Origin of the sequence: Achromobacter animicus (genome assembly GCF_902859585.1) — a bacterium.
In the GTDB taxonomy this organism is placed as follows: domain Bacteria; phylum Pseudomonadota; class Gammaproteobacteria; order Burkholderiales; family Burkholderiaceae_B; genus Achromobacter; species Achromobacter animicus.
Map to the genome: position 1 here is coordinate 158,472 of NZ_CADIJM010000007.1, position 26,228 is coordinate 184,699.

Consider the following 26,228-nt stretch of genomic DNA (forward strand, 5'->3'; position numbering starts at 1 on the left):
GTTTCCTCAGAAGCTGACGGTTTGGGTCGTGCCGTCTTGCAAGGTGATTTCAACGTGGCCCGCCAGGGCCCGATCGGAGAAGGACGTGAGCGTGCAGACGGCATCGGCCACGCCCGGCACCGTCAGCGCGGCTCGCCGGACATGCTCGCGCACCAGCGACAACGGGGGCCGGTGTCCGAGGAATTCCTCCCAGTACGGAACGCCCGGATTGGTGTTGTAGAAGAGCTCGCCGCGAAACAGCTTGATGGCGCTGGCCACGTCCTGCGCCACAGCGTAGGGATCGGCGGCCATCGCAATGTTGCCGGCCGCGTCGAGCACCAGGTCCCACGCGGTCCGGTCCAGCAGTAGTGTGTTCAATTGGGCGCTCCCGTGTTGGACGGCCCGCCTTGCACGCCGGAGTGGGTGTGGGTGCTTCCCACGTCCTTGCCGTTGTTGCGCAGCGTGCCCAGCGTGTTCATGTCGCCTTGCCACGTCGACGTGCCGCCGAAGGATCCGGCGCCCTGCCGCACCGTGCCGTTCAGCACGATCTGCGGCGCGTTGATCGCGCATTGCGTGCTGGCGTTCAACTCGATGTCCGGCGACGTGACCGTCACCTTCGTCGGCGACACCACATTGATGCCCTCGGCCGTGAACTGCACGTATTGGGCCGGCGCGCCGTTCAGCAGGCCGCCGAAATAAAGGCCGTCAGCCATGTCGTGCGACCGCCACGAGCCGGGATTGCTCTGCGCCTTGGCGGCCTTCACGCCGGAGATGTCACGGTTCGCAAAGGCCGCCATGCCGATGTCCCCGGCCTTGGGGTCCAGGATGATCGCGTCCGTGCCGCCCTGCAGGCGGAAGTACGGCAAGCGGTGCAGCACGCCATGCGGCACGGCGTTACCGGCGCCATCGAGCTGGTTGACGAGCGGCTGCACGTCCACGAAACCCACCGGCGACAGGCCGCCCGCATTGGTCACCGAGACCACCTTGACCAGCGTCGCCGTGTTCAAACGCAGCAGGGCCTGGCTGATCAGGAACTGCAGCGCACCGTACTCGCTGTCGCCCTGCCCGGCTTGCGCCAGGCCTGCGTATCCATATTGCTCAGCCATCGAGATTCCTTTTGCAGATGACCGTCGACTGCCAGACGCCGCCGGGGACTTCCGCCTCAAGCTTGTGGGCGAGGCTTGTGATTGTCCATACGCCTTGGGCGGGTTGGAGGGAGCTGGTGACGTGCACCCGCTTGCCGACGCAGAGGTGGGGGTTGTAGAGCGTCGTGAAAGTGATGCCGGTGCTGTTGAACGTCGGGTAGCCGATCAGCCCGGTCTCCGGCGAAATGTCCAAGACATCGCCATCCCTGAAGCCGTCCGCATGCCAGACCGACACGACGCCGCGGTCGATTGTGAAGCTGATGCGTGCAGCCAGCGCACAACTGCGCAGCTGGTCCATATCCGTCCCGCAAAAATAGGGGTTTGCCAGGACGACGTCCTTTCCCGACTTTTCGAACGCGTATCCCATCGACGCTGCAATTTTGCTCGCAACGTCTTGAGCGACTGTTGCGCCGGGAAAAGATCGGGGAGGCACAGGCTTGCACTCTTTGGCGCCGGCCACTTGGCCCCTGACGTAGAAAACCCCTTCAGGGGCCTTCCCAAAGTCAGCCCATGCCGAAGTGATATCCCCTTCATAGACCAGATGGGGAACGTCCAAGCCGCTCTTGGCCATCACTCTAATGATGTTCATTCCTCGGCGTTCCCTCATGTTGGGTCCTACTGTCGTCAGCCGGTTCATCATTTCCAGGCTCAAACCATAAATGCTCAGCTGCACCTCGGAGCTTTCGGCGGACGCGTTGGACGGAGTTTCGACTGCGACCCGGTAGCCGCTGAGCGTCATTTCCGGTCCCGGCTCATCCCCAAGCGCACCCTTCCCCAGGCTGATGGTCACATCGATGCTGCGTTTGACGAAGCTCATAGCTCGAGTGGCTCCATGCAGGCCAGGACGAAACGCGACCCAAAGCCGGTGTACTCCGGATCTGCGTGCCCCTGGGTGTCAACGAAAGTTAGATCACCGACAAAGCCGAGGTATTCCGAACGGACCAACCTCACCCTGTCGTGGCAAAGCACCGCCGTCACGATTGGCGAATTGTTGATGTGGAGATCAAGATAGACGCCCGTGCTCTTCTGGTACACGGAGATCTGGCAGTTCTGGCCGTTCAGCAAGACACTGAGTGTTTGCGACGGCACCGGTTTCAGGGGAATTCCTTTCATTGAATTGGCTCCAGTTCTCCCACCTTGTTTTGGTCTCGCGTGGGATAAGGATCGATCTTGAACACCTGCACCTGGCCGCCGCTCTCCTGATCTGCGCCACTGGGCTCACGCTGCGCCATTGGCCGCAACACCGCCGTCTGTCTCACTTCATTGAACGTCAGCTCGACGACCAGCAGACTGGAACCACTGCTGGCGCTCCGGTTGTACAGATACTTCCCCAGGCTTGCCGACAGGTAGACAATTTCGGGCGTCGCCACCGAGTACAGTTCAGTGCCGCTGGCTATCCGATCCAGGACGGAGAGCATTTGTTTACGCGTCGCCTGGTCGCCGGCATGCGCCAGCTTGATGAGCGCCTGGTACGGGCCAACGACCTTGTTGAACGAGGAGAAGCCACCCTGTTCCAAAGCGAAGCTCGATATCGTGCCAGCACGGTCAAAGTTGACGCTCAGAAACGTGTCGAATAGCAGAACCGGCTGCCCATCTTCGCCATACACCCCCCAGCGAGGGGCGCTGGAGTTCCAATCGACGAGGCGCGCCAGCCCGACGTTCGCCGGTGCGAAAAACGAAGGAACTACGACATCGCGAAAGACTGCGGGGACACCGGAACTCGCCGGCACGTCGGGAAAGGAGATAAGCGGCATCAGAAGATCCCCGAGTTGGCTTGTTGAACAATACGTTGGGAGTCACCAAGCGTGCCCAACTCACGAGCCAGCCCCGGACCGTCGGTCGCTGGCGTCACAATCGTTATGGGTCCATGGATGTGCGTTTCATACGTCGTAGTCGTCGTGGTGTTGTTGCTTGCAGCGCCAATTGCGCCGGCTTGCGCAGCGCTTGTGATCGATGCAGCTGCCGCACTCGCTTGCTCCCGACGTTCCATGTCAGCCACCCCAGCGATCACTGGCGCTGCAAGCTCGCGCTTGCGCGCATCGGCAGCATCGATTGCCTGGTAACGGTCGAGACCGAAGTAGCGATAGGCAGCAACGCCGGCCTGAGCGGCATTCGTAGACTCAGCCAGTTTTTCGCGAGCGCCCCGTTTACTGTTCCTCAGTTCCCAATCCACGAATTCCAATTGCTGCTCAAGCGTCGACTGCTCGATGACTACTCCGATCGCCTGCCGGAAATCAGCTTGGCGCGCGCGATCCCACAACGCGATACCGTAGAACCTGCCGTCTTCTGCATCCGCACGGGGATCGAATCCGCTTTGGATTTGCAAGTGCGCTGCCAGACCGGCGGCCTCGTCGAGGCTATAGCCCTTGCGTTCGAAGAACCTGACCGCATCGCCGACTTCCTTGGTTCTAAGCGCCGGATCGTTATGCGCTCGCACAATCTGCGTTTCGCCAACGTTCAAGTCTTCGCTATAAAGCGCGAGCGCAACGCCCGCCCCAATCCGTCCAGCCGCTCTCAAGGCTGCAGCTCCCACGCCTCTCAATGCCGCCAAACCCTTGCTGGCACCGGCACCACCCAATGCCGCTAGGGCGAAGGCCACTTCCCTCAACGCGGATGCCAGACCCAGCAGCGAATTAGCCCAGGACAAAATCTTTAGCGCCCCCAGGGCGAGCAGCGCGTTCTGCCATCCGCCCACCGCCTGCGCAGCGGCGTCCACCACGTCGATGAATGCCACGACGGCCTTCGCCGTGCCGTCGACCCACTTGGCAATCACATCCTCGTTCTCAAGAAACCAATCGCCCCAGCCTTGAAGGACCTCGAGTGCCCGTTCGAACGCCGGAATGAGCGCGACCAGGATCCTCATGGCCACTGATTCAAAGGTGTCGCGCAAATCCAGATAGCGGTCGCGCAGACGAGCGGCTGCATCCGCGTCCTGCGCGGAAACTGCGGACCGTCGTTCTTGAGCCTGCAACAGCTTTTCCAGTTCAACCGGTCCGCGACGGAACAAGTCGAACAGGGCCTCATTGACACCCATTTCCTCAGCGACTTGAGCGGCGCGGCTCCGGTCCTTCTGATATAGATCGGCGATGATCCGCGACCTGGCCAAAAGGTACGTATTCCCGTCTCTCAGATCCGAGACATTCCCGCCGTTCTGAAGAAAAGCGGGCACGGAATCCGCAGCCTGACCACGATTGAACTTGCTGATCTGCCCCGCTGATTCCCTCAATTGGGCGGAGATAGCTTCGGCAGTCCCGCCAGCCCGCTCGGCTGCCTTCTGCCAGGCAGTAAGCCGTTCGGTGCTGATGCCAAGATTCTGTGCCATCTGGCCCAGACTCGCCGCCGCGGCAATGGAGTCCACTGCGAAGCGCTTCGGATCAAAGCCAACGGAGGCGGCAAGGGCATCGATGATGGTCGCCATGCAATTACCTCGGTTCAGTTAAGACGCGCCTGTTGTGTGCGTCCACCGCAAACACCTCAAGCAGGTTGTACAGGTCTTCGGCGCCATAGACCGTTTGCAGATCATGCAGCAGGTCTGGGCGACGAGAGATCACTACGCCAACATTGCGCGGAATGTTGGCGTAGTGAATCAGGCGCGGGCCGCCACCGGGGACCTGGAGCCCGAAGTCGATGGCGTGGCGGCCATAAAAAAATCCAGGTGCAGGCCCAGGACTTTCTGGCGCAGCGTGAGCAGGGTCGACACCTCTTCGATATCGCCGGAAATGAGCTCTCGCCGCACATCGGGACTCGGCTGGATCTGCACGCAATCCATCATCTTGTCCAGCAGCGGTTTGGCGCTATCGAAGGGCAGCTTGGCAATCGCCTTCAGGCCCATGGCAGCCACGCCTGCCAGACCGGCCTGCGCGATGTTGGCCGGAACTTCGACGCCGGCGTTCATCAACGCGAACAAGGCTCGGCCCGCCCATTCTTCGGCGTCGTAAGCCGACAGTTCCGTCAGGATGAAGGCCTTCCCCTGATCGCGCCCTTCCGAATTGATGGTGACGGTGATCTGCTTTCTTGCCATGTCACACCAACGCCGGCGAGACGTTCTGCCAGGTGATCTGGAACGTCATGGGTTGAAGGAGCGCCTTGGCGTCCGGCGCCGGCGGGATCTGGGTCAGCACGCCACGCGTCAACGTGTACTTGCGATCGATCGACGGAATGCTGAGCGTGCCGTTTGCATAGAACACTTCCCGGGCCGTTTCGCCAGCCGCAGCCCAGATCTCGAAGATGCGCAGGGAAGGAGAGTCGGGTTGGATGGAAATGGTCTGGACGCGGGGAACCGGCACGTAGCTTGCCGACATTCGCCCATCCACTCCCATGGTTACCTGTGCGGGCTTGGCCGCTTCAAAAGCGAACGCGGTTTCCGAGGCGTAGCCCTCGATCTTCTGCGGCACCGGAAAAATCCCGCCCACCGCAAGCATCAGAACGGAATTGGCACTGGTCAAAGTCGCCATGTTGAATCCTTAAAGAATGGCCAGCGAGGCCAGGGTGATGTTTTGGACGGAACCGCCGTCCATGTACCAGAACGTCATGGGCGGGGTGCCGCGCGCTTCGCGCACCTGCGGGGTGGCGTCCTTGATCTGCAGGTACCAGCCGCGGCTCTGCAGCGTGTCTGAGATGTCGACGCCGGCCATGTTGTTGACCTGCGCCTTTTGCTGGCTCGACAGCGTCACGCCGGCGCGGATGGCGCCGAAGTTGACCGCGGCGTTGATCGGGTCCAGGCAGGCCGCGTCGATCAGCGTGTAGCCGTCAAGGTTGTAGGGCACCGAGTTCACCTGGGTCAGCAGCGACATCAGCGCCTGCTGGAAGGCCGCGTTCAGCCAGATCTGGTTGACGTAGGAGTCGACCCATTTCCAGTTGCCGCTGATCTGGCCCGGGTACAGAAACCGGAAGCGATCGTTGCTGGTCGCGTAATCGCCGTAGAAGTTGTAGCCGTTGTCGATCAGCGTCTGCGCGGTCGTGGCGTCGGTCACGGAGAACGCGAGGCCGGACTGGCCTTTGAAGGCCAGCGTGGCGCGGCCGTTGGTGCGTTCGAAGTCGAGCGACGCAATGGCGCCCAGGATGAAGGCCGCGTGGTGGACGTCCTGATAGACCGGCACCGAGCCCGAGTACTCGTTGGCGCTGACGATGGCGGCCCAGTGCGAGGTATTGCCCTGCTGCGTGGCGGTGACATCCGTGTCCCAGCCGACGTAGGCGTAGCGATCGCCCTGGGCGTTGGTCCATGCCGAGAACGCCGTCTTGCCAGCGGTATCGGGCTCGAAGGTCGTCATGAACGCGGCCCAGTTCTGGGTCAGGTCGGTGATCTGGCTCATGTTCACGGCCGGCACACCTGCCCCTACGCCTTGCGACACGACGGCGCCGGCGGCCTGCGTCAGCTTCAGGCCCGACGCGATGGACCCACTGCCGTGCGACACGGTGCTGGCTGCGCCGTCGCTGGCCGACGTGATCACGAAGGCGGCGCGCTGCGCGTCATAGGCGCAGTCCGCGCCCAACGCGGTGAAGGCCGCTTCGATGACGGATGCGGCGTTCGAAAAGCTGGTTGCCGCCGACAGGTCGATGTTGCCGGACGTCTTGGCCACGCCGTCCACGGTCACGGTCAGGGTGCCGGACAGCGCCTGCAGTTCGACAAGCGTGACCGTGGCCATGGAGCCGCCGCGCAGATAGGCGGCAACCGGTTCGGCGGGATATTGCGCGAACAGCAGGTTGCCCGGCTTGCGGGTCGAGTTGTCGAACCCGTTGAAATAGACGTCGGCCAGGTTGGCCTCGGTCGAGGTCGGACCGAAAAAGCGCTGCACGTCGCGCGCCGTCGCGAAACTCTGGACGGCGCCGATGGGGACGGCCGTATCGTTGGTCAGGATCAGGCCGTTCAAATCGAGGGCCGATCCGCCGGCTGCGATCACGCCCGGGACGACCTGGACGATTTCACTGGCGGGAATGGACATAGCGTTAAGCTCCCGTAGGGTAGGTGGTGTCGACCTCGATGAGGCCCACGTGAAGTTGGGCCGCAAACTGCTGCGGCATGGTGATGGAAGGGTTGAACTGCAAGGCGGTGTCGAATGACCACCGTTCAAAGCGCGGGTGGTCCGCGCCGTCGATAGGCAAATGGGTGATCTCACCCGAGTACAGCGGCTGCGCGTGGCCAAGCTCCTTCAGGAAGTCGCAGCCGTGCTGACTGCGCAAAGCCATTGCCAGCGTCAGAGCGTGGTCCTGCGCCTGTTCGCCGTAGCTGTCCACCCGCGCCGACCATTGCGTGGCCTGCGTGATGGTCCGCGCGCCCGATGCGGGCGAGGGATCGGCATAGGTCATGAGCGGCAGCGAGAGTCCCAGCGCGGCCATCGGCGTGATGACGATGCACTCGCGCATGGGAGCAGGAAGCTGGTCAGGAAGACCGCGAATCACTTCGCCATCCACCAGGGTCTTGAAGAAGATGACCAGGTCTTCGACCAGCTGACTTTCAGTGATGCTTATCTGAATGCGCATGGCGCTGGATTCCTGCCTGAAAGGGTTGAACCGAAGCTCGCCCCCAAAACAAAAAGCCCCGGCATGGCCGGGGCTTCGTTTGCTTGGGACGCAATGTCCCGGGCCTATTGTGACCGAACGCGTGACCGATAAGGCGAGGGCTTGTGACGGAACCGTCACACGCGATGTCCCATGCGATCCGCGTCCGGCATGAAGCGGCCAGCGACGGAACAGTGCTACGGAAAGCAAAAAGCCCCGGCGGACCGGGGCTGCATTGGTGATGGGCGCAATGCCCCGGGCCCATTGTGACCGATTACGTGACCGCGATGACGGCGCCTTGTGACGGTTCCGTCACACGCCATGCATACGACCTGCCGTGGCCGCCGGTTTCCGGCTCTTGAATGATGACGCTGCCGGTGTCCTGCAACGCATCCATGGCGCGCTGGATGCCGCGCTGCAATCGCGTCTTCTCGGCGGGCGACAAAGCGCGGCCGTGCGACACATGGCGAACCAGTTCCATCAGTCGAAACGACCGGCCGGGATAGCAGGCCATCAGATCCATCACTTCGTGCGCGTACTTCACGCCAGCCTCCTTTCCACCTGGCTGCGAAACAGGCCCAGGTACAGTTTGTATTCGGTTTCAGTCAGCACCACACCGGTCGTGCGGGCAATCCAGTCCAAGGCCTTTGCCCTGCGCTCGCGCGCCAGCAGCTCACCAAACATCGCGTGCTTCTGGGGATACTCGGCGATGATGATCATTCGTTCATGCCAAGGCAGCGCGGCATGCATCGCTTCCACCACCTGCGCGTGGTGATCGTTGATCGGCCGGTAGTCGTCCTCTTCGGACACGTGCACTGGCATATTGCCCACGGACGCGCCCGACCACGTCCACCTCGCCCAATTCCACATCAGGTCGTCACCCGTCAACTTTCGCATCGTTCGCCTCGCATGGTTTGCCTTGCTTTCCGTGTGCCTTTCCCTTGCTGTCGCACGCCGTCTCTTCGCGTTCGCCCTTGGCGCGCGCGATCATCTGGGCGATGCCCAGGCTGGGGTGATCGCCGCGCGCGATACGCGCCTCCCACTTGGCGATCCAGCTGCGATGCGGGCGTCCCTGTTGTCTCAACAGTTTTTCCGCGCCCATGGTTTTCAAGGCCGCCTCGGCCTCGGCGCGTGTGGCCAGCGTGCGGCCCGGCGCGGGAAGCGCCGTTCTCGGTTGCGGAATGTCCGGCCACGATCCTTTGGCCAGCTCGTCGCTTAGCGTCTTTTCCCAGCGTGTCTTGATGGCCCCATAGGTGCAGCCCAGCAGATCCACGGTGCTCACGCCTACTGCGGCCCAATACACCGCAGGATGCGACCAGGCGCCCTGCTCTCCCCGCCTGCGAGCCGTCATGCCACGCACCGCTTCGTGATACGCCACCTCCGGGACCGTCCACGGACAACACAGCTTGATGAACTGGGGCAAGGTCGGCGGCCATTCCTGCGTGAGGCAGGCCACCAGGCCGCGCCGAACCTGGCTTTCGTTCAGGCCCTCGAGCTTCTGGTTCCATGCGTCTTTCAGTTCGCGCGCCGTCAGGCCCTGCCATTGCTGCGCGAATTTCGAGCCGTACATGAGCCACATTTCGTTGACCACCAGCGCGCCCAGGCTCGTGGGCTGGATGTCAGTGGCTTGCATCGATCGTCCCCATGAACTTTTCCCGCGGGCGGCCATCGCTGGCCAGCACGTCGCGCAGATCGTCGGTCCAGTCGGCGAGGCGCTGCGCCCGGCTTGCCGGCACATTCGATTGGGCTTGAACCCGCGGCGGATAGAGCCCCTGATACCCGCCCGCGATGCTGTTCGCGATCACGGCGCCCGGTTGATGTCCTTCGGCCAGATAGGCGGCAAGCTGTTGCAGCTGGCGCCGGGCCGCCTCCTGCGTCACCGGCTTTCGGCGAACCTTCCGGTCAGCAACCCAACTGCACCATTCCTCGCGATCAAGCCAGTCCGGAAGTTCGATGGTCGAGGCATCGAACCCGTTCACCCGTGCGCGGGGGCTGGGGGGAGTCTCTTTCAATTCCTGGTTCTTGGTTTCTGGTTCTTGGTTGGCTTGCGATCCGGTTTCCGGTGGGTTTACGCCCGGCCCCTCCTTTCTGGGCCGCCCTCCCCGCTTGCCGTTGGCTTTGGCCGTCTCGGCCTTGACGTGATAGGCGGCGATCTCCGCGTCGGCGCGTTTGTTGCGCCAATAGCCCTCGTGCAGTTGAAAGTACTCGGCGAGAATCTGTGCGGTGGCCTCCTTTTCTTCATCGGTACGCGCGCCGACCCAGCGAAAGATCTGCGCCAGGTTGTCGACGATGGGTTCTTCCTCCGCGTAGTACCGCCGCAGCAGGCGGCTGTAGATGGCGTCTTCCACGAGGCTCAGATGGGTCGTCGCCTGGGCGTAGTCGCCGATGTTGTGGCTGTAGTAGTTCATGCGTGCTCCAGCAGCCCGGCGGCGAGCAAGGCGCCCGGCAGGTTTGTGAATGGCTTTGATAGGTGGACTTGCTGAATCCGGCAGCAAGGCCGGTGCAAGCGAGGGACCGGCAACGGGCCCCATCGGAACGTCAGGGCGGCCGCTGATCCTCAAGCCCGATTCGCCTGGCCTCCCACGCCTTGACGGCCTCGGGGCGTGCCAGCCGCAGGAACTCTCGCCACGCCTTCGGGACGCCGTTGGTTCGCCACTGGGATACCGCCCCGGGCGTGATCCCGCAAAGGGATGCCACGCGGCCCGTCCCGCCCAGTGCATCAATAAGAGACGAGTCGATCGTTTTTGCTCTCATGCATAAATCTTAGAATGCTAAGATACTGAAAGCAAGCCACCTAAGAACATTTTTGTTTAGCATCCTAAGATGACCTTTCAAAAGCGAATCACCCAGGCGTTCAACGAGGAAGCGTCCCGCCGCGCGGATGCTGCAGAGCCTCGGCTGACCAAGACCGATCTATGGAAGGCTGCCAACGCCTCTTCCGGTGCTGCCACGCACTGGTTCAACGGTTCCAACGGCATGGATATGGCGACCTGCATGAGGGTCGCCCCGCTTTTGCGCGTGAACGCGCAATGGCTCTATGACGGCACCGGTCCGAAGTCGCCCGTCGGCAACGGGGCTGGCGCCACATTCCCGCCCGCGCAGCCCTCCGCACCATGGCCCTTCCCCAGCATCCCGGAAGCGCAGGTGCGCGCGCTGTCTCCCGACCAGTTGAACAAGCTGCAAGGCGCGTTGGCATTGGCGATCGCGCAATTGAAACTGGGTCTGGACGTGTCGCCCGCGCCCGTCGTTGCCCCGATCCCGACCGTGTTGCGCAGTGACTCGCTGGTCGACACGTACCTGTCGCGGGACGAGTTTCCGATGCGGATCGAGGGCCTGTCTCCCCCGCCTTGGGACGGTGGCAAAACCACTCACCAGTCCGAACGCGAGCGCCGTGTTCGAATCAGCACCGAGACCGGCGTCGTGACGAACGTGGGCGCCGGCGAACCACCTGCCGCCAACGACAAGTTCGAACGGGTTCCCGAGTTGGCGGACGTACGCCTGGCCGCCGGCGAGCCGATCGAAAACCACACCGAAGAACAGACGGGAATGATCCAGTTCCGCAAGTCATTCCTGAAGTCGGTGGGTGCAGCCCATGGAAAGGGCCGCGTCGTTTACGCCAAGGGCGACAGCATGGAACCCATCATCCGCGACGGGGCGGCCTTGCTAGTGGTGCCCAACGAAAGCCTGACGTTGCACGATGTCGCGGCGGGCGGCGTCTACGCCATCAACTACGACGGCAAGATGATCGTGAAGACGGTATCAAAGGACAGGGTTACGGGCTTGTGGGTAGCGCGGTCGTTTAACCCGTCGCACGCTGACATTCCGCTCGAAAACGGCGTACCTGTTCGTGTACTGGGCCGTGTGGTCTGGGCGGGCGCCCGACTGCGCCACGACGACGCCGGTCAGTGGGTAAAAGCGTAGCCGCAAGATCGGACGGGACGTGGCGAAAAGTCTTACTCGACTAAGCTTTTCCGCTGTCTCTAACCCGGCAGGTGATGCTTCGTCATATTAATGATTCACTAATACTGTTTTTGCATCATTAATGAGTCATCTAGCTGCTAGCGTCGCAACGCTTAGGCTGTTCATCTACAGCAGCGGATCCGCAAAACACCGCCACAGGGAATCTGGCCGCTCACATGACAGGATTTTCTGACTTGGCCGGATTCGGCTTTATAGCCAGGAGTAATATGACGCGTCTGGCGTCAAACCCGCCGGCGCAAGCAAGCCGATTCACGCCTGGTCCTTCCCACCCCTGTCGACAGCGGAGCGTCCCTCCGTGCCTGCCCTCGGTGTCTGCAAGTCCTGGCGCGCAAGCGGCCACAAGAAAAGACATCGAGGAGAAGCGGATTGGACAAGCAAGAGTCGGGCGGCTGGTATTTCGGCTGGAACATCGTCGGCGCCGCCACGGTACTCACCCTGTTTACGGTCGGCCTGCGCATGGGCATCGGACCGTTCTTTCTGCCCATGGCCGAGAGCCTGGGTTTTTCGCGCAGCCTGCTGTCGGGCATCGTCGCCATCGGCATGCTGTGCTATGGCCTGGGCATGCCGCTGGCGGGTTATCTGGTCAGCATCCGCGGCACGCGCTTCGTCCTGCTGACCGGCACGGCCATCGTGGTATTGGCTTCCATCTGGACCGTCTTCGCGCGCGGACCGCTCGAATTCTTGCTGGCCTTTGGCGTTGCGCTATCCGTGGGTCTGGCCTTCACCAGTCCGGTCGCGCTGACGCCGGTGATCAGCCGCTGGTTCACGCGCCAGCGCGGCATGGCGCTCTTCTTCCTGTCCACCGGGTCGATGGCCGGCATCGCGCTGATGACCCCGACGCTCACCTACGCCATCTCGGCGGTCGGCTGGCAGGAAACGCTGCTGGGCTTTGCCGTGCTGTTTGCGCTGCTGACCGTGCCGGTCGCGCTTTTCGTGATGCGCGACGAGGCACCCGAGCACACCGACCTGCTGCCCCATCAGATCATCGAAAAGACCGGCACGGCCAAGCCGACATCCAAGGCGCCCGCGCCGGGGCTGGGCGAGGCCCTGCGCACGTTGCCGTTCTGGCAGGTCGCGCTGGGTCTGTTTGCCTGTGGTTTCAGCATGAACCTGCTGGGCACGCACGGCATGCCCATGCTGATGGACCACGGCTTTGACGCCACAACCAGTTCGCTGGGCATCGGCCTGATTGGCTTGGTCGCCATTTTCAGCACCTTGGTGCTGGGCCGCATGTCCGACCAGGTCGAACGCCGCAACATCCTTGCGGCCATCTATCTGGTGCGGGGACTGGGATTCTTCGCGCTGGTCATGGTGGGCGCACATTGGGAACTGTATCTGGCTGCGACCATCGGCGGCATCGTCTGGGCCGGCAGCATTGCGCTGTCCTCGGCCATCCTGGCGGACGTGTATGGCATCCGGCTGGTTGGCGTGCTGTACGGGCTGACGTATCTGGGCCACCAGATCGGCGGCATGATCAGCTCGTGGCTGGGCGGCTGGGCGTTCGAGACCTTTGGCACGCACTGGGTGGCCTTCGGGTCGGCCGGCGCGCTGCTGTTCCTGGCCGCATTCATCTCGATGCGCCTGCCGCCGCGCGGAATCCTGCGCGCGCCACGGGCAGTGCCTGCCGCCGGACGCTGAATCGCCCGCGCCTTGGGCGACTTGCCGGGGATGCGCCGCACCCCGGCCCGCAGGCGTTAACGGTCTTTCAGCAACGACACCAGCTCGGGCACATAACGTTCGCCGCCGCCTTGCGCAACGGCCTGGTCGAACGTTTGCTGCACGGCGGCGCCGATCTCGCGGACCGCCCCGGCTTCGGCGGCCATGGTGTTGTAGTACGAAAGATCCTTCTGCGCGTTCGACATGAAAAATCGCAGGGACGACGGATCCTGCTCCAGCAGGTACGGCTTGATGCGCTCCAGCGCCACACCGCCGCCGCCGCCCTTGGTCAGCACTTCCGCAAAGACGGCCGGGTCGATGTCCGAACGCAGCGCGCACGCCGCGGCTTCGGACAGCAGCGCCACCACGCCCAGCGACACATAGTTGTGCAGCAGCTTCATGCGATGGCCGGCGCCCACCGGGCCGGCATGCGTGATGTTTTCAGCGAAGCAGGCCAAGAGCGGCTTGCATTCGTCAAACAACGCCGCATCGCCGCCCACCAGCAGGTTAAGACGGCCTTCGGCGGCTTCTTTCGGGGTGCGCGTCATGGGCGCGTCCAGAAAGCGCCCGCCGCTTTCGGTGACGGCCTGTGCGACCTTAACGGTCGACGACGGAATGGCCGTTGAGCAATCGATGATGACGGTGCCGGGACGCAGCCCCTCGAGCACACCGGCCGGCGACAGCAGCACGGCTTCGACCTGCGGGCTGCCGGTGACGCACAGGATGATCACATCCGACTGCGCAGCCAGCTCGGCCCCGCTGGTCACGCTGACCGCGCCGGCCGCCTTGAGCGCGTCCAGCGGCTGGTTGCCCGGGTGTTCGAGCACGGTCAGCGCGTGACCATGCTTGACCAGGTTGCTTGCAATGCCGTGGCCCATGAGGCCGATACCAACCATGCCGACTTTCGCCATCTTCAAATGCTCCTGCCATGTAGGGTGATTGTTGTGCCGTAAATCTTACCCTCAGAAGATGAGCGCTGGGCCGGGGGGTTGCACGGCGTGGTGACAATTCCGCGTGCGTCCGCGCCCCGATCACCGCGCTATGCCTGCGCGGGCGCGTCTGGAATACTTTCGGGGATCGTCCTACGGGACTCTTGCATCGCCAGCCATGACAGACTCCCTTCCCGCCGGTTTCACGCCCTGGTATCCCAGCAGCCAGTTCATGCGCCACCTGAACGACCTGGGCCCGTTCTACCGCCGCAAGGCCGACAACGTGTTGGCCCTGCGGGTTACCACGGCGCACGGCAACATGCACGGCATGGCACACGGCGGATTTCTGGCCACGTTTGCCGACAGTGCGCTGGGCCTCGTCATTTCCGAAGACGCCCACGTGTCCGTCGTCACGGCGCAGATGTCCGTCGAGTTTCTGAATGCCGTCAATCCGGGTGATTGGCTCGAAGCCCACGTGCAGATCGACAAACAGGGCAAGCGGCTCATCTACGCGACCTGCCGCCTTCAGGTGGAGGGCCGCGTCATGCTCAAAGCGAGCGCCGTGTTCGCGGTGCGACATGCGGCGGTGCCGGCTTCGGACGGCTGATCGACGAAGCGGGCATGGCCGGCGGCACAGGCTTGCCGGCCGGGGCCCGCGCTACAAGGGACCCACGCTACAGATAAGGCGTAGCCAGCCAGATCACCTTGTTGCGCAGGCGCTTCGCGAACGGCGCCTGCAGCAGATCTTCCAGCGTCACGCGGTGCGCGTTGGCGATCAACGCATCAACGCGCGCGCCGATCCAGCGCGCCACCTCGGGATCGTAGATCTCGGTGTCCAATTCGAAATTCAATCGCAGGCTGCGCGGATCCAGGTTCGACGAGCCGGCGTAAGTCCACGCGCCGTCCACCGTCATCAGTTTGGAGTGATCGAACGCACCGCTCGACCGCCAGACGCGGCAGCCCGTTCGCACCACCTGATCAAGCTGCGCCGTCATCGCGTAGTCCACCAGCCGCAGGTTGTTCTTGCCCGGAATCACGATGTCCACGACGATCCCACGTCGCGCCGCCGTGGCCAGCGCGCCGATCAGCGTCTGGTCGGGCAGGAAGTAAGGCGATTGGATCCGCACGTGATGCCGCGCCACCGCCAACGCGCCCAGCAGCATGTTGTGCGTGCTGCCGATTGCGCGGTCCGGGCCGGACGGCACGCAGCGGATCGGCACGTGGCCCGACGGCGGCAGGTAGTCAGGATCGAACCACGGCTTGGCGGACAGCGACTCGTGCGTCGTGAAATTCCAGTCATGCGCGAACACCGACATCAGCTGCGTCACGATCGGCCCTTCCACGCGGAAGTGCGTGTCGTGGTTGGTGGCATCCCCCGCCAGCGCGCTGACAAACGCCGCCCGCACGTTCATGCCGCCCGTAAACCCCACACGTCCGTCTACCACCAGCACCTTGCGGTGGCTGCGCAGATTGGCGTAGGGCATGCGCAGCACGCCCATCGGATTGGTCATGAACCGCGCCACCGGCACGTTCGCCTTCGCCAGCATGCGCACGATCGGCGGGCGTGAATACTTGGAACCCACGGCGTCGATCAGCACCCGCACCTGCACACCGCGCGCCTGCGCTTCGATCAGCGCCTCGGCCACCTCGCGCCCGATCGGATCGTTATCGAAGATGTAGCTCTGCATCGCCACCGTGTGCCGCGCCTCGCGGATGGCCTGCAGCATCGCGGGATACGTCTCGTCGCCACCAGCGAGCGGCCGCACCTGGTTGCCGCCCAGCAGCTCGAACCGGCTGACGCGGTCGCCAAGCACTTTCAATGACGCAAACTGCTCGCCCGATATGGGCACCACATCCACCGGCGCCGTCGCGACCTGCCCAGCGTCCTCGAGCATCGCGTCGTCCCGCTGCTGCGACACCCGCGTCTTGCGAATGCGGTTGATCCCCGCCACGAAATAGAAAAGCGCCCCGAGGATCGGCGAGAACATCGCCACCCCCACCCAGCCAATGGCCGCCCGCACATCCTGCTTGGTCATCGCGGCATGCACCGCCGCGCCCGTGCCCGCCACGATGCTGATGGCAAAGGCAACATGAGGCCAGTATTCGATCAAAAATGCGTGTATGCGATCCATGGCGATGGCTTGAAACACGGCCTCCAGTGGTTAACCAGCGCAAGAATAGCAAGGCTGCCGCCGGTGGCAAGACTACTTTTTGAAGGCGATTTCACACCCTTCAAAAAAACGTGCTAGAATTCGGCCTCTTCGTTGTTGAGCAGCTTTCGAAGCAAAATTCAAAGACGCAAAACGACGAAAGCACTGAAGAAAACTGAAGTGCAACGCAGTACCAGAGGTGGCTGTAGCTCAGTTGGTAGAGTCCCGGATTGTGATTCCGGTTGTCGTGGGTTCGAGCCCCATCAGCCACCCCAAGAATTCATTTGAAATCAGCCGCTTTTAGCCGCTTTTAGCGGCTTTTTTCTTTTCTGGCGCTAATTAAATTCAATAATCCAGGCGCTGGATAATGAGTTTTCATATTGAGTCGCGGGCCAAAGCGCTCGTCAAATCGCACCATCACGGCGCACATCAAAGCGCACACCACAGCGCACATCAAATCACCCGTCAAAACGCACCGCGAGGCAGAGTTTGACCGGCCGCCCCGCTGCCGGTCGAAGTTGCGAATGAACGGTGTCTGCCGCCCATGCCACGGTTGCGCCAAGGGATGGCTATCGCAGCGACACCTGGATCAGCCACCCTGCTCCAAAAACGCCTGCAAAGCGGGCACCGTATTCAGCACGTGCTGGCGCATCGCGGCCTCGCAACGTGCCGCGTCGCGGGTCTGTAGCGCGTCGATCAGTTCCTGATGCGATTCGCGCACGCGCAGCACGCGGCCGGGTTGGGCAGCCCAGAGGCGCATGTAGGGTTCGACAACCGAATGCAGTTCGGAGATCTGATTCAACAGGCGCGGTTGTTTACAGAAGCTGCACAGGTATTCATGGAATTCGCGGTGCGCGGCGGTCCAGTCAAGATCTTCGTTTGCGCCCTGGTCCAGCTGCTCGAGCATGTTCGACAGCCGGCGGATGTGCTCGGGGCCCATGTTTTCCACGGCATTGCGCGTGGCCAACCCTTCGAGCACGGAGCGCATCTCGAAGACCTCGAGCATCTCCTGCTGATTCAAGCCGCGCACCACGGCGCCGCGGTTGGCGCGGATTTCGACCAGACCTTCCGACGCCAGGCGGCGCAGCGCGCCGCGCACGGGCATGCGGCTGGTGCCGATCTCAGCGGCCACCACGTCGGGCACGAGGCGCTGGCCGGGCGCGTAGCGGCCCAGGCGGATTTCACGCTGTAGATGCAGGTACGCCTCGTCTTCGGCGCTGATGGCTGTCTTCTGGAATTGCAGCACTGACGTCCCCGGGCTTGGAAAGCCGCCATGATAGATAAGGGCGAAAATAACACAAATTGGATCCAATGATCCATGGATGCAAATACCTATGGCCGGGGGTTCGCGCGTTGCGTTTAATCCAGGGCAGGACGCGGCAGACCGCGCCCGCTCGGCCGGAACGGGCATCAGACCCGACCCGGCCCATACGCTTTCCATAACGCGATCAAGGGGAATCCATGAAATTTCGTCTCATCCGGGCGCTGGCAGGCGCCGCCGCGATGGCCTTCGGGGCGCAAGCGGCCGCGCAAGCCACGGACTGGCCGCAGCATCCCGTGCGCATCGTCGTGCCCTTCCAGGCTGGCTCGGCCACGGACCTGATCTCGCGCCAGCTTGGCGCGGCGCTGTCCGCCGAACTGGGCCAGCCCTTCGTCATCGAGGCCCGCCCGGGCGCCGCGGCAGCGATCGGCAGCGCGTCGGTCGCGCGGTCGGCGGCGGACGGCTACACGTTGCTGATGGGCGGTCCGGCCGCCGTCGTCACCAACCGCTTCCTGCAGAAACGCCTGGCCTACGACCCCGACGCTTTCGAGCTGGTGTCGATGGTGGCCTACACGCCGAATATCCTGCTGGCCAATCCGTCGCAGCCGTTCAAGACGCTGCCCGAAATGGTGGCCTATGCGCGCGCCAATCCCGGCAAGCTGACCTATGCCTCGTTCGGCACGGGCACGACCTCGCACATGGCGGGCGAGATGCTCAAGTCCGTCGCTGGCATCGACATCCTGCACGTGCCCTACAAGGGCGCCGGCGAAGCCATCCCCGCCCTGCTGAGCGGTCAGGTGTCGATGTACTTCGACACCATCATGACCGGACTACCCCAAGCCAAGAGCGGTTCGCTGCTGGCGTTGGGCATGTCCAATTCGCAGCGCTCGGCGCTGGCGCCGGACATCCCGACGATCGCCGAGCAAGGCTTCTCGGGCTACGACATCGCGCCGTGGTACGGTCTGGTCGCGCCTCAAGGCACGCCCGCACCAATCCTCGACAAGCTCAACAAAGCCGTCAACAAAGTGCTCGCCGACCCCGCATTGCGCGGTAAGCTCGCCGAAGCCGGCGCCGAGCCGCGTGGCGGCAGCCGCGAGGAATTCGCCGCCTTCATCAAGGCCGAGATTCCGCGCACCAAGCAGCTGATCGACCAGGCCGGCATCACCCCGCAGTAATTTTTCCAACGAGTTCCAGCACCCATGTCCTCCCCCTTCGATTGGTCTTTTCCGTACGCTTCCCGAAAAATGCCGGTCCTGGCCGCCAACGCGGTCGCGACCAGCCAGCCGCTGGCTGCGCAGGCGGGACTACGCATGCTGCTGGCCGGTGGCAATGCCGTTGACAGCGCCATTGCCACCGCGATCGCCCTGACCGTCGTCGAGCCCGTGATGAACGGGATCGGCGGCGACATGTTTGCCCTGATCTGGCACGACGGCCAGCTTCACGGCCTGAACTCCAGCGGCTGTGCGCCGGCCGCGTGGACGCCCGAGTACTTCAAGGGCCGCGACGCCATGCCGGGCACCGGCTGGGGCACGGTCACGGTGCCGGGTCAGATCGCGGGCTGGAAGGCCTTGTCCGACCGCTTCGGTAAGCTTCCCTTCGCCAAGCTCTTCGAACCCGCCATCGCATACGCCGAGGAAGGCTTTGCGGTGTCGCCCACCATTGCGCGCCAATGGGCCAATCAGGCGCCCAAGCTTGCGGCCGAGCCGGGCTTTGCCGAGGCCTTCCTGCCGCAGGGCCGCGCGCCGCAGGCGGGCGAATGGTGGCGCTTTCCCGACCAGGCCAAGACCTTGCGCGACATCGCCGAAACCGGTGGTGAAAGCTTCTACCGCGGCGAACTGGCCCGCAAGATCGCGGACTTCGCGGCCAAGACGGGCGGCGCGCTCAGCGCCGTCGACCTGGCCGAACATCAGGCCGAATGGGTCAAGCCCATCTCGCAGTCGTTCCGCGATTACGAGCTGCACGAAATCCCGCCCAGCGGCCAAGGCATCTCGGCGCTGATGGCGCTGGGCATGCTGGAACAATTCGACCTGGAAGGCATGGGCCGCGACAGCGCCGACTACTACCACGTCAGCATCGAAGCCATGAAGCTGGCGTTTGCCGACCTGCACCATCACGTCGCCGATCCGCGCCACATGCGCACCGACGCGCGTGCCCTGCTCGACCGCGCCTACCTGGCCGAGCGCGCCCGCCTGATTTCCATGGACCGCGCCAGCGTGCCCACTGCGGGCACGCCCGCCACCGGCGGCACCGTTTACCTGACCGCGGCGGACGCCAGCGGCACGATGGTGTCGTTCATCCAGTCCAACTATCACGGCTTTGGTTCGGGCGTGGTCGTGCCGGGTACCGGCATCAGCCTGCACAACCGCGGCTTGAACTTCGTGCTGACGCCCGAACACGTCAACCAGGTCGCGCCGCGCAAGAAGCCGATGCACACCATCATCCCCGCGTTCGTGACGCGCGGCGGCCAGCCGGTCATGTCGTTTGGCGTGATGGGCGGGTCGATGCAGGCGCAGGGCCATCTGCAGATGGTCACGCGTCTGGCGGCCTTCGGCCAGAACCCGCAGGCCATGAGCGACGCGCCGCGCTTCCGCGTCGAGAAGGGCCCGGTCGTGAACGTGGAATCGCACCTGCCGGCCGACGTGGTCGACACGCTGCGCGCGCGCGGCCACAACGTCGCGGTGGCCCCGGTGGACAGCCTGGAATTCGGCTCGGCGCAGCTCATCTGCCGCCTGCCGCAAGGCGGCTACGTGGCGGCGTCGGACTCGCGCCGCGACGGGCAAGCCGTCGGCTTCTGACGCGTGGCGGGGCTCGCCGGACGTCCCTTGCGGAAGTTCGGCGACAATCCGTGACCTGCCGGCGCGCGCCCGCGCGCTGGCAGCCTGCCGCCTTCGCGCGCCGTCACATACCTGCAGCAGCGCCGCCCGATACTGCCGCGTCGCTGCATGAAGGACCGAAATGCCCCACCCGGCTTCACCGCCCCGCCTCAAACGCGCGCGCCCAGCGCAGCGTTTTCTTCTGACCCTGCAACGCTTACCCGCCACGCTGGCCGCCGTCGGCCTGCTGGTGCTGACGTCGGCGCCCACGCCCGGCCGCGCCGCGCTGCCTGTGGCCGTCGGTGGTCAACCGCTGCCTTCGCTGGCGCCCATGCTCGAACGCGTCACGCCGGCCGTCGTCAATATTTCAGCGTGTACCGACGCTGCGGCATCGAGCGGCGGCCGCGCGTCCACGCCCGGCAGCCTGCGGCAGAACGTGGGTTCGGGCGTCATCGTCGACGCCACCCAGGGCAACATCCTGACCAACCATCACGTGGTGCGCGGGGCGTCCGCCATCCGCGTGTCCCTGCAGGATGGGCGCAGCTTCCACGCCACGGTGGTGGGCAGCGATCCGGACACGGATCTGGCCGTGCTGCGCATCGCCGCGCAAAACCTGCAGGCGCTGACCCTGTCCGACTCCAGCGACCTGCGCGTGGGCGATTTCGTGGTGGCGATCGGTGATCCCTACGGCCTCGGACAGTCGGCGTCGTCCGGCATCGTGTCCGCGCTGGACCGGTCCAGCCTGCGCGCCGCGGGCTACCAGAACTTCATTCAGACCGACGCGTCCATCAACCCCGGCAACTCGGGCGGCGCGCTGGTCAATCTGAACGGCGACCTGGTCGGCATCAACACCATGATCTACACGCCGTCGGGCGGGAATGTAGGCATCGGCTTTGCCATTCCGTCGAATCTGGCGGGCGAAGTCATGCAGCAACTGTTGCAGCACGGGCAGGTGCAGCGCGGCGGACTTGGACTGGACACGCTGGACATCACGCCGCGCAATACCCGCCAGCTTGGACTGGCGCCGGGATCGACCGGCGTCGTCGTGGCGCGCGTCGCCGATGGCTCGCCGGCGCAAAAGGCAGGCGTCCAGGCCCGCGACCAGATCCTGTCCATCGACGGCAAGACAATCGGCTCCAGCGCCCAACTGCGCAATGCGGAGGGTCTGTTGCCGGTCGGGCGCCAGGTGCGGCTGGGATTGTCCCGCGCCGGCGCAAGGACCGAGGTCCTGCTGCGCATCGAGCCGGAGCAGAACGAGCGCCTGCATGCAGGTTCACTGGACGCCCGGATGATGGGCGTAGAGTTTTCCGAGGTGGGACGCGCGCAACGCGTGCAAGGCAACGACGGCGCCGCGGTCAGCGCCACGTTTCCCGATCGCGGCCCCGTAGCCGCGCGGCTGCAGCGCGGGGATATCGTCATCGGCGTGAATCAGCGCCCCGTCAGCACGCTTGCCGACCTGCGCAACCTGCTGACCGGCGCGGGCGCGCAGCCGCTCGTGCTGACGCTGCTGCGCGGACGGACCGCCTACACGCTGCAGGTGAACTGAGCGAGGCGCTGCCCGGCAATCGTGGCAGAATGGCCCGACCCGGCGTTCGGCGCCGGTTCCAAGGCTAGCCGTCACGACAAACCATGCATCGCGGGCGCGCCCGGCCCGCCAGAAGGAGCACGGATGAACCGCATTCCGCCTCACACCCGCCAAAAGCTGCCCCGCCTGCTGCTGGCGGCCGGCCTCGCAGTCATCGCGACCGGCGCGGCCGCACAGGACAAGGCGCCGCAGATCATGCAGGTGCCGGCCGACAACCGCATCGTCTGGCAGGCGCCGGCGGAAGGCGACATCACGTATGAATGCCGGCTGACGCAGACCGACGGCGCGCGCTACGCGTGGGTCATCGCGGGCGCGGCTGCAACGCTTGGCGCGGGCCAATCCGGCCAGACCGGCACCTACAAAAGTCCGCCTGAAACCTGGCGGGCAGCCGACGGGTCGACGCTGACCGGCATGGAAACCGTGCGCGCCAATGCCGGGCCGGACCGCCTGTACGACCAGCTCGTCCTGGCCAATCCGTCGTCGGGCGTGGGTCTGTTGACCGGCGTGACCTACATCCAGCGGTTCGTGCGCGCGGGCGGCGGCGCGCCGCAGACGCCCTGCTCGGCGGCCAACAAGGGCCAACGGGCGCAGGTCAAATACCAGGCCGATTACGTGTTCTGGAAACCGAACTGAGGTTGGTTCGCTGAACGGACGTCCGGCGACGGTCGCATTGCGGCAATGCACCGCGCCGGTCTTACCGCGGCTGACCCACAGCGGCGGCCCCTGCTGCGCCGCTCGCGCGCCCCCATCGGGCAGATGCCGGGCGTTACTGCGCGACGGACATGCCCTGCTTCAAGGCATCGACCAGCCCGGGATGCCGGGCCTTTTCCTGCGTGAGCGTGTAGGCGGAAAACGTCACCACCTTCTTGCCCGACGCCGCGAACAGCGCCGTCAGCTCGGCCGGGCGGCCCGACAGTTTGCTGGTCGCGTCCACTTGAAAAACGCCGATGGTGCCGACCTTGAACGCGCCGTCTCCCGTCTTCTTGAACGTCGGCACTGCTTCCTTCTGCTGCGACTGAAAGCCCGCGGCCATCGCGCCCAATGTGAACGCGTCGTCATCGCCGACGGCCAGTTCGACCGGCACATCGATCACGATGATCGCCTGCATGGTGGCGCGATTCAGGTAGATCTTGCCGGAGACCTCGGGCGTTGCCGGGTCCGACGGAAATTCGGTTTCGGTGAAGCCGGCGGGGATGAGGACCTTGAGCTTGCCGTCCAGCACCTGCAGCGTTTGCGGCTGCGGCGGGGGAGCGGCGGCGGCGTCCGCCGTCGCGCCATTCGGGTCTTGTTGCGCAGCAGGCGATCCTGCAGCCGGAGATCCGGCGGCGGGCGATCCTGCGGCCGGAGGAGCCGGTGTCGGCGATGCCGGTGTCGACGCGGCTGGCGCTGACGGCGCCGGCGCTGCTGGAGCAGGTGCTGATGGGGCAGGTGCTGCCGGGGCGGGCGTTGCCGGTGTTGGCGTGGCTGCTGCTGGGGCTGGCGCTGCCGCTGCGGGCGTGGCTGCGGCTGGCGCGGCTGGCGCGGCCGGCGCCGGCGATGCAGGCGCTGCCCCTCCTGGGGCGGGCGCTGCCGCTGCTGACGCGGCAGATGCCGGCGACGCGGGTGCCGGCGATGCAGGCGCTGGCTTCGCAGACGCCGATGCCGCAGGTGCAGTTGCGGGCGCCGTCGATGCCGTCGCCGCCGCCGGCACTGCCGCAGCTGGCGCTCCGCCTGCGGCCGCCGCATCCCCCGGCTGAACATTCTGTGCCTGCGCAGAGGCGCCCGCGGCCATGGCCAGCGTCAACGCCAATGTCATTTCTGCGAGCCGTGCGTTGTGCGTGTGCATAGCTATCCGATGATTAGGCTGAGCGTTCAATACTACAACGACACTCACCCTGCCCTCGGGCGACGACGGCCGGCAGGGTGATCCAAAATGCTACGCAATCCGGCCTCAACAAATGACGAAGCCCGCGCAAGCCTGCGCGGGCCTTCAAATTGCCATGATCGGAGTTCGGGTGAGCGGACTGGGAGTGGAGCTAGGGAGGTGGCCGCTTTTTTCGCGTCTGTGGCCGGGTAAGACGCCCAATCCGCTCAGTGCAACCGCGGTGCAGGGCGCAAGCGGCGCGCGCCTGGCGCGCGCCGCTCATCACGTCTGCCGCTTAGAAGCGATGACGGACACCGACCATGCCCACCGTGCTCTTCACGCCGTCGATGAACGCGAAGTCCGTGGCGTAGGAGCCCAGCGCGTACAGGTTCGTACGCTTGGACAGGTTGTACGTGTAGCCGATGCTGTACACGTTCATGGCCGAATCGCCACCGGTCAGCAGATCGCTGTCCGGATCGGCACGTTGCCACGAAGCCAGGATGGTGCTGGCGCCAAGCGGAACGGTCACGCCGACCATGTACGAATTGGCCTTGAAGTCTTCGACGCCAACGTTCGAGCTGAAGCTCTTGGCCTCGGGGCTGCCGCTGCCGAAGGCGTTGATGCTTTGGCCGGTGAACCAGCCGTCACGCGTCTGACCGAAGGCGGCCGCCAGCTTCACGACTTCAAAGTCGTACGAAGCGCCGATGCTCCATGCCTTGGGCGTGGCGTCATTGCCAAGCTGGTTGGCCGGGTTCAGTTGGTCGTACGTCAGGGCGACGTTCAGCGGACCGTTCACGTAGCGCACGCCGGCCGTGATGGCGCGGGTGTTGTCAGCGGTGCGGAAGCCGGTCTGTGCGGCGGTCGTGTCGGCGATGTTGAACGAGTAGCCGACGCCAGCCTGGAAGCCGCCGAACGACGGGGTCGCGTACTGGACCATGTTGTCGTAGCGGACGGTGTTGGCGGCGCTGAACGCGTTGCCGATGTTGGCTTGGCCGTAGCTGGCGCCGAACGGATCGATCGCGCCCAGGTACTTGGAAGCGATGTTGGTCTGGCGGCCGAATTCCAGCAAGCCCCACGACGAGCTCTTCAGACCGATGGTGGCTTGGCGGCCGAACAGGCGGCTGCTCTGGCCCGACTGGCCGTTGGCCGAGTTGAATCCACTTTCCAGCGTGAACACGGCGGAGAGGCCGTCGCCCAGGTCTTCCGAACCGCGCAGGCCCCAGCGCGAACCGCTGGAAACGCCGTTGCTCATGCCGACCTTGGATTCATGGTAGCCATCGCCCTTGATCCGCTGATAGCCCACGCCCGTATCGATCAAGCCGTACAGCGTCACCGAGGTTTCCGCCTGCGCCATGCCGGACAGCGCGGCAAAGATGGCGGTGGCGAACAGAGTCTTTTTCATTACAGATTCCCATTGATGTGAACAGACATGCGCATGTGGCCAGACCCACATTGCAGGCGGCACAGTGATGCACACGGCGCATGGCAGGAACGGATTCTAGGGACGCAATATGTCAGTTCTGGGGACACAAGCGATTTCGCAGCAAGAAATGGAAATAATCGCTTTTTTGTGGCGCGACGCCGACAGCGGCGCGCACATCGGCCACGCCGGCAGGCGTGTCATGGGCGTGTGCTATGAAGACAGGATGCGCGCAAACGTGCGCAGCAATTGGCGCGCATCGTGCGTGGGGACAAGGCCCGCCACCATCGCCGCCACGTCGTGGCCCTCCGCCTCGAACACCGGCGCGCGGCGCGACAGGCATGCCGACATCAGCGTCGGCGAGAACTCGGGATGGAATTGCACCGACCACGCGTTCGGCCCATATCGCAGGACCTGATGCGGATCGTGCCGCGAACGGGCGAGCACTTCGGCCCCCGGCGGCGGCGTCAACACGCTTTGCTCATGCGTCAGATTGGCCAGAAAACGCCGCGGCAGCGCGCCAAGCAGCGCATCGTCGCCAACTTCCGCGCAGAAGTCGATGGCATGCTGGCCGATCTCGCGGCCCTGCGGATGAAAGTCGACGACGCCGCCCAGCGCGTGCGCCATCAGTTGATGGCCGTAGCAGATGCCCAAGAGCGGCAACCGCGCGCCATGCGCGCCGCGCAGCCACTCGGCCGTGCGCTCGCTCCAGGGCTCGCGATCCGTCACCATGGACCACGATCCCGTCAACACCGCGCCGGACACGTCATTCCACGTGGGCAGGGGTTCGTCGTCGTGGGGCTTGAAGACCCGCACCGGCAGGTCCGGATCTTCAAGCGCGGCCAGCATCCAGTCGGATTGTTCGCCTTGCGCCTGCCGCAGATCTTCGGGCGGGCGGCCCATCTGAATGATGGCGAGCGGTTTTCGGGTCATGGACAACGATTCTGCGGATTGAAAGGATGACGGAG

General features: G+C 64.5%; 28 protein-coding genes and 1 tRNA gene. 9 read left to right on the forward strand and 20 right to left on the reverse strand.

Annotated elements, in window-relative coordinates:
• Positions 1–6 precede the first annotated feature (6 nt).
• The 14 genes from HV681_RS17975 to HV681_RS18040 all read right to left on the reverse strand — a co-directional run bounded on the left by HV681_RS17975 (position 7) and on the right by HV681_RS18040 (position 10,030).
• Positions 7–357, reverse strand: coding sequence for a contractile injection system sheath initiator (locus HV681_RS17975; RefSeq protein ID WP_175124339.1), 351 nt, complete (start codon positions 355–357; stop codon positions 7–9).
• Positions 354–1,085, reverse strand: coding sequence for a Gp138 family membrane-puncturing spike protein (locus HV681_RS17980; RefSeq protein ID WP_175124340.1), 732 nt, complete (start codon positions 1,083–1,085; stop codon positions 354–356). The genes HV681_RS17975 and HV681_RS17980 overlap by 4 nt, the downstream gene beginning before the upstream one ends.
• Positions 1,078–1,941: a baseplate hub protein gene (locus tag HV681_RS17985; RefSeq protein WP_175124341.1), complete on the reverse strand. Its 864-nt coding sequence runs from the start codon at positions 1,939–1,941 to the stop codon at positions 1,078–1,080. The genes HV681_RS17980 and HV681_RS17985 overlap by 8 nt, the downstream gene beginning before the upstream one ends.
• On the reverse strand, positions 1,938–2,237 hold the full coding sequence (locus tag HV681_RS17990) for a phage baseplate plug family protein (RefSeq protein WP_175124342.1): 300 nt from the start codon (positions 2,235–2,237) through the stop codon (positions 1,938–1,940). The genes HV681_RS17985 and HV681_RS17990 overlap by 4 nt, the downstream gene beginning before the upstream one ends.
• On the reverse strand, positions 2,234–2,878 hold the full coding sequence (locus tag HV681_RS17995) for a hypothetical protein (RefSeq protein ID WP_175124343.1): 645 nt from the start codon (positions 2,876–2,878) through the stop codon (positions 2,234–2,236). Before HV681_RS17995 ends, HV681_RS17990 begins: the two co-directional genes overlap by 4 nt.
• Complete coding sequence (locus HV681_RS18000) at positions 2,878–4,542, reverse strand: phage tail tip lysozyme (RefSeq protein ID WP_175124344.1); 1,665 nt, start codon at positions 4,540–4,542, stop codon at positions 2,878–2,880. Before HV681_RS18000 ends, HV681_RS17995 begins: the two co-directional genes overlap by 1 nt.
• A gap of 168 nt (positions 4,543–4,710) precedes the next feature.
• Complete coding sequence (locus HV681_RS18005; protein WP_175124345.1) at positions 4,711–5,145, reverse strand: hypothetical protein; 435 nt, start codon at positions 5,143–5,145, stop codon at positions 4,711–4,713.
• A gap of 1 nt (position 5,146) precedes the next feature.
• The gene (locus tag HV681_RS18010; protein ID WP_175124346.1) at positions 5,147–5,578 is read right to left on the reverse strand and encodes a phage tail fiber protein; all 432 of its coding nucleotides are present in this window, start codon (positions 5,576–5,578) and stop codon (positions 5,147–5,149) included.
• 9 nt (positions 5,579–5,587) lie between these two features.
• Positions 5,588–7,066: a DUF3383 domain-containing protein gene (locus HV681_RS18015; RefSeq protein WP_175124347.1), complete on the reverse strand. Its 1,479-nt coding sequence runs from the start codon at positions 7,064–7,066 to the stop codon at positions 5,588–5,590.
• Between the two features lie 4 nt (positions 7,067–7,070).
• Positions 7,071–7,604 carry a phage neck terminator protein gene (locus tag HV681_RS18020; RefSeq protein ID WP_175124348.1) on the reverse strand — a complete coding sequence of 178 codons (534 nt, stop codon included), beginning with the start codon at positions 7,602–7,604 and terminating at the stop codon, positions 7,071–7,073.
• 292 nt (positions 7,605–7,896) lie between these two features.
• On the reverse strand, positions 7,897–8,166 hold the full coding sequence (locus tag HV681_RS18025; RefSeq protein ID WP_175124349.1) for a hypothetical protein: 270 nt from the start codon (positions 8,164–8,166) through the stop codon (positions 7,897–7,899).
• A complete protein-coding gene (locus tag HV681_RS18030) occupies positions 8,163–8,519 on the reverse strand; it encodes a hypothetical protein (protein WP_175124350.1) in 357 nt (118 codons plus the stop codon). The genes HV681_RS18025 and HV681_RS18030 overlap by 4 nt, the downstream gene beginning before the upstream one ends.
• Entirely contained in the window at positions 8,500–9,255 is a 756-nt protein-coding gene (locus tag HV681_RS18035) for a hypothetical protein (protein WP_175124351.1), read from the reverse strand. The genes HV681_RS18030 and HV681_RS18035 overlap by 20 nt, the downstream gene beginning before the upstream one ends.
• A complete protein-coding gene (locus tag HV681_RS18040; protein ID WP_175124352.1) occupies positions 9,242–10,030 on the reverse strand; it encodes a YdaU family protein in 789 nt (262 codons plus the stop codon). The genes HV681_RS18035 and HV681_RS18040 overlap by 14 nt, the downstream gene beginning before the upstream one ends.
• Before the next feature lie 415 nt (positions 10,031–10,445).
• Between HV681_RS18040 and HV681_RS18045 the strand changes: the two genes are divergently transcribed.
• Both HV681_RS18045 and HV681_RS18050 read left to right on the forward strand, forming a co-directional pair.
• Positions 10,446–11,543, forward strand: coding sequence for a S24 family peptidase (locus tag HV681_RS18045; RefSeq protein ID WP_175124353.1), 1,098 nt, complete (start codon positions 10,446–10,448; stop codon positions 11,541–11,543).
• A 426-nt stretch (positions 11,544–11,969) separates the two neighbouring features.
• Positions 11,970–13,241 (forward strand): MFS transporter, encoded by a 1,272-nt coding sequence (locus HV681_RS18050; protein WP_175124354.1) that lies wholly within the window; start codon positions 11,970–11,972, stop codon positions 13,239–13,241.
• Positions 13,242–13,297: 56 nt separating this feature from the next.
• Here HV681_RS18050 and HV681_RS18055 read toward each other — a convergent pair whose 3' ends face one another.
• On the reverse strand, positions 13,298–14,170 hold the full coding sequence (locus HV681_RS18055; RefSeq protein ID WP_175124355.1) for an NAD(P)-dependent oxidoreductase: 873 nt from the start codon (positions 14,168–14,170) through the stop codon (positions 13,298–13,300).
• A gap of 196 nt (positions 14,171–14,366) precedes the next feature.
• Between HV681_RS18055 and HV681_RS18060 the strand changes: the two genes are divergently transcribed.
• The gene (locus HV681_RS18060; RefSeq protein WP_056563788.1) at positions 14,367–14,795 is read left to right on the forward strand and encodes a PaaI family thioesterase; all 429 of its coding nucleotides are present in this window, start codon (positions 14,367–14,369) and stop codon (positions 14,793–14,795) included.
• A gap of 67 nt (positions 14,796–14,862) precedes the next feature.
• On the opposite strand, the gene HV681_RS18065 is transcribed toward HV681_RS18060, so the two are convergent.
• Positions 14,863–16,320 carry a phospholipase D-like domain-containing protein gene (locus HV681_RS18065; protein WP_175124356.1) on the reverse strand — a complete coding sequence of 486 codons (1,458 nt, stop codon included), beginning with the start codon at positions 16,318–16,320 and terminating at the stop codon, positions 14,863–14,865.
• Positions 16,321–16,537: 217 nt separating this feature from the next.
• Here HV681_RS18065 and HV681_RS18070 point away from each other — a divergent pair.
• Positions 16,538–16,613: transfer RNA gene (locus HV681_RS18070), tRNA-His, on the forward strand.
• 314 nt (positions 16,614–16,927) lie between these two features.
• On the opposite strand, the gene HV681_RS18075 is transcribed toward HV681_RS18070, so the two are convergent.
• A complete protein-coding gene (locus HV681_RS18075; protein WP_175124357.1) occupies positions 16,928–17,584 on the reverse strand; it encodes a GntR family transcriptional regulator in 657 nt (218 codons plus the stop codon).
• A gap of 215 nt (positions 17,585–17,799) precedes the next feature.
• Between HV681_RS18075 and HV681_RS18080 the strand changes: the two genes are divergently transcribed.
• The 4 genes from HV681_RS18080 to HV681_RS18095 all read left to right on the forward strand — a co-directional run bounded on the left by HV681_RS18080 (position 17,800) and on the right by HV681_RS18095 (position 22,630).
• The gene (locus HV681_RS18080) at positions 17,800–18,774 is read left to right on the forward strand and encodes a Bug family tripartite tricarboxylate transporter substrate binding protein (protein ID WP_175124358.1); all 975 of its coding nucleotides are present in this window, start codon (positions 17,800–17,802) and stop codon (positions 18,772–18,774) included.
• A 24-nt stretch (positions 18,775–18,798) separates the two neighbouring features.
• On the forward strand, positions 18,799–20,394 hold the full coding sequence (gene ggt / locus HV681_RS18085; protein ID WP_217467862.1) for a gamma-glutamyltransferase: 1,596 nt from the start codon (positions 18,799–18,801) through the stop codon (positions 20,392–20,394).
• 160 nt (positions 20,395–20,554) lie between these two features.
• Complete coding sequence (locus HV681_RS18090) at positions 20,555–21,958, forward strand: trypsin-like peptidase domain-containing protein (RefSeq protein ID WP_175124359.1); 1,404 nt, start codon at positions 20,555–20,557, stop codon at positions 21,956–21,958.
• 123 nt (positions 21,959–22,081) lie between these two features.
• Positions 22,082–22,630 (forward strand): DUF3455 domain-containing protein, encoded by a 549-nt coding sequence (locus HV681_RS18095; protein WP_175124360.1) that lies wholly within the window; start codon positions 22,082–22,084, stop codon positions 22,628–22,630.
• A 133-nt stretch (positions 22,631–22,763) separates the two neighbouring features.
• Here HV681_RS18095 and HV681_RS18100 read toward each other — a convergent pair whose 3' ends face one another.
• On the reverse strand, positions 22,764–23,219 hold the full coding sequence (locus HV681_RS18100; protein ID WP_175124361.1) for a hypothetical protein: 456 nt from the start codon (positions 23,217–23,219) through the stop codon (positions 22,764–22,766).
• A 140-nt stretch (positions 23,220–23,359) separates the two neighbouring features.
• On the opposite strand from HV681_RS18100, the gene HV681_RS18105 reads away from it, so the two are divergent.
• On the forward strand, positions 23,360–23,824 hold the full coding sequence (locus HV681_RS18105; protein WP_175124362.1) for a hypothetical protein: 465 nt from the start codon (positions 23,360–23,362) through the stop codon (positions 23,822–23,824).
• Between the two features lie 311 nt (positions 23,825–24,135).
• On the opposite strand, the gene HV681_RS18110 is transcribed toward HV681_RS18105, so the two are convergent.
• The gene (locus HV681_RS18110; protein WP_175124363.1) at positions 24,136–25,242 is read right to left on the reverse strand and encodes a porin; all 1,107 of its coding nucleotides are present in this window, start codon (positions 25,240–25,242) and stop codon (positions 24,136–24,138) included.
• A gap of 231 nt (positions 25,243–25,473) precedes the next feature.
• The gene (locus HV681_RS18115) at positions 25,474–26,193 is read right to left on the reverse strand and encodes a glutamine amidotransferase (RefSeq protein WP_175124364.1); all 720 of its coding nucleotides are present in this window, start codon (positions 26,191–26,193) and stop codon (positions 25,474–25,476) included.
• Positions 26,194–26,228: the final 35 nt, after the last annotated feature.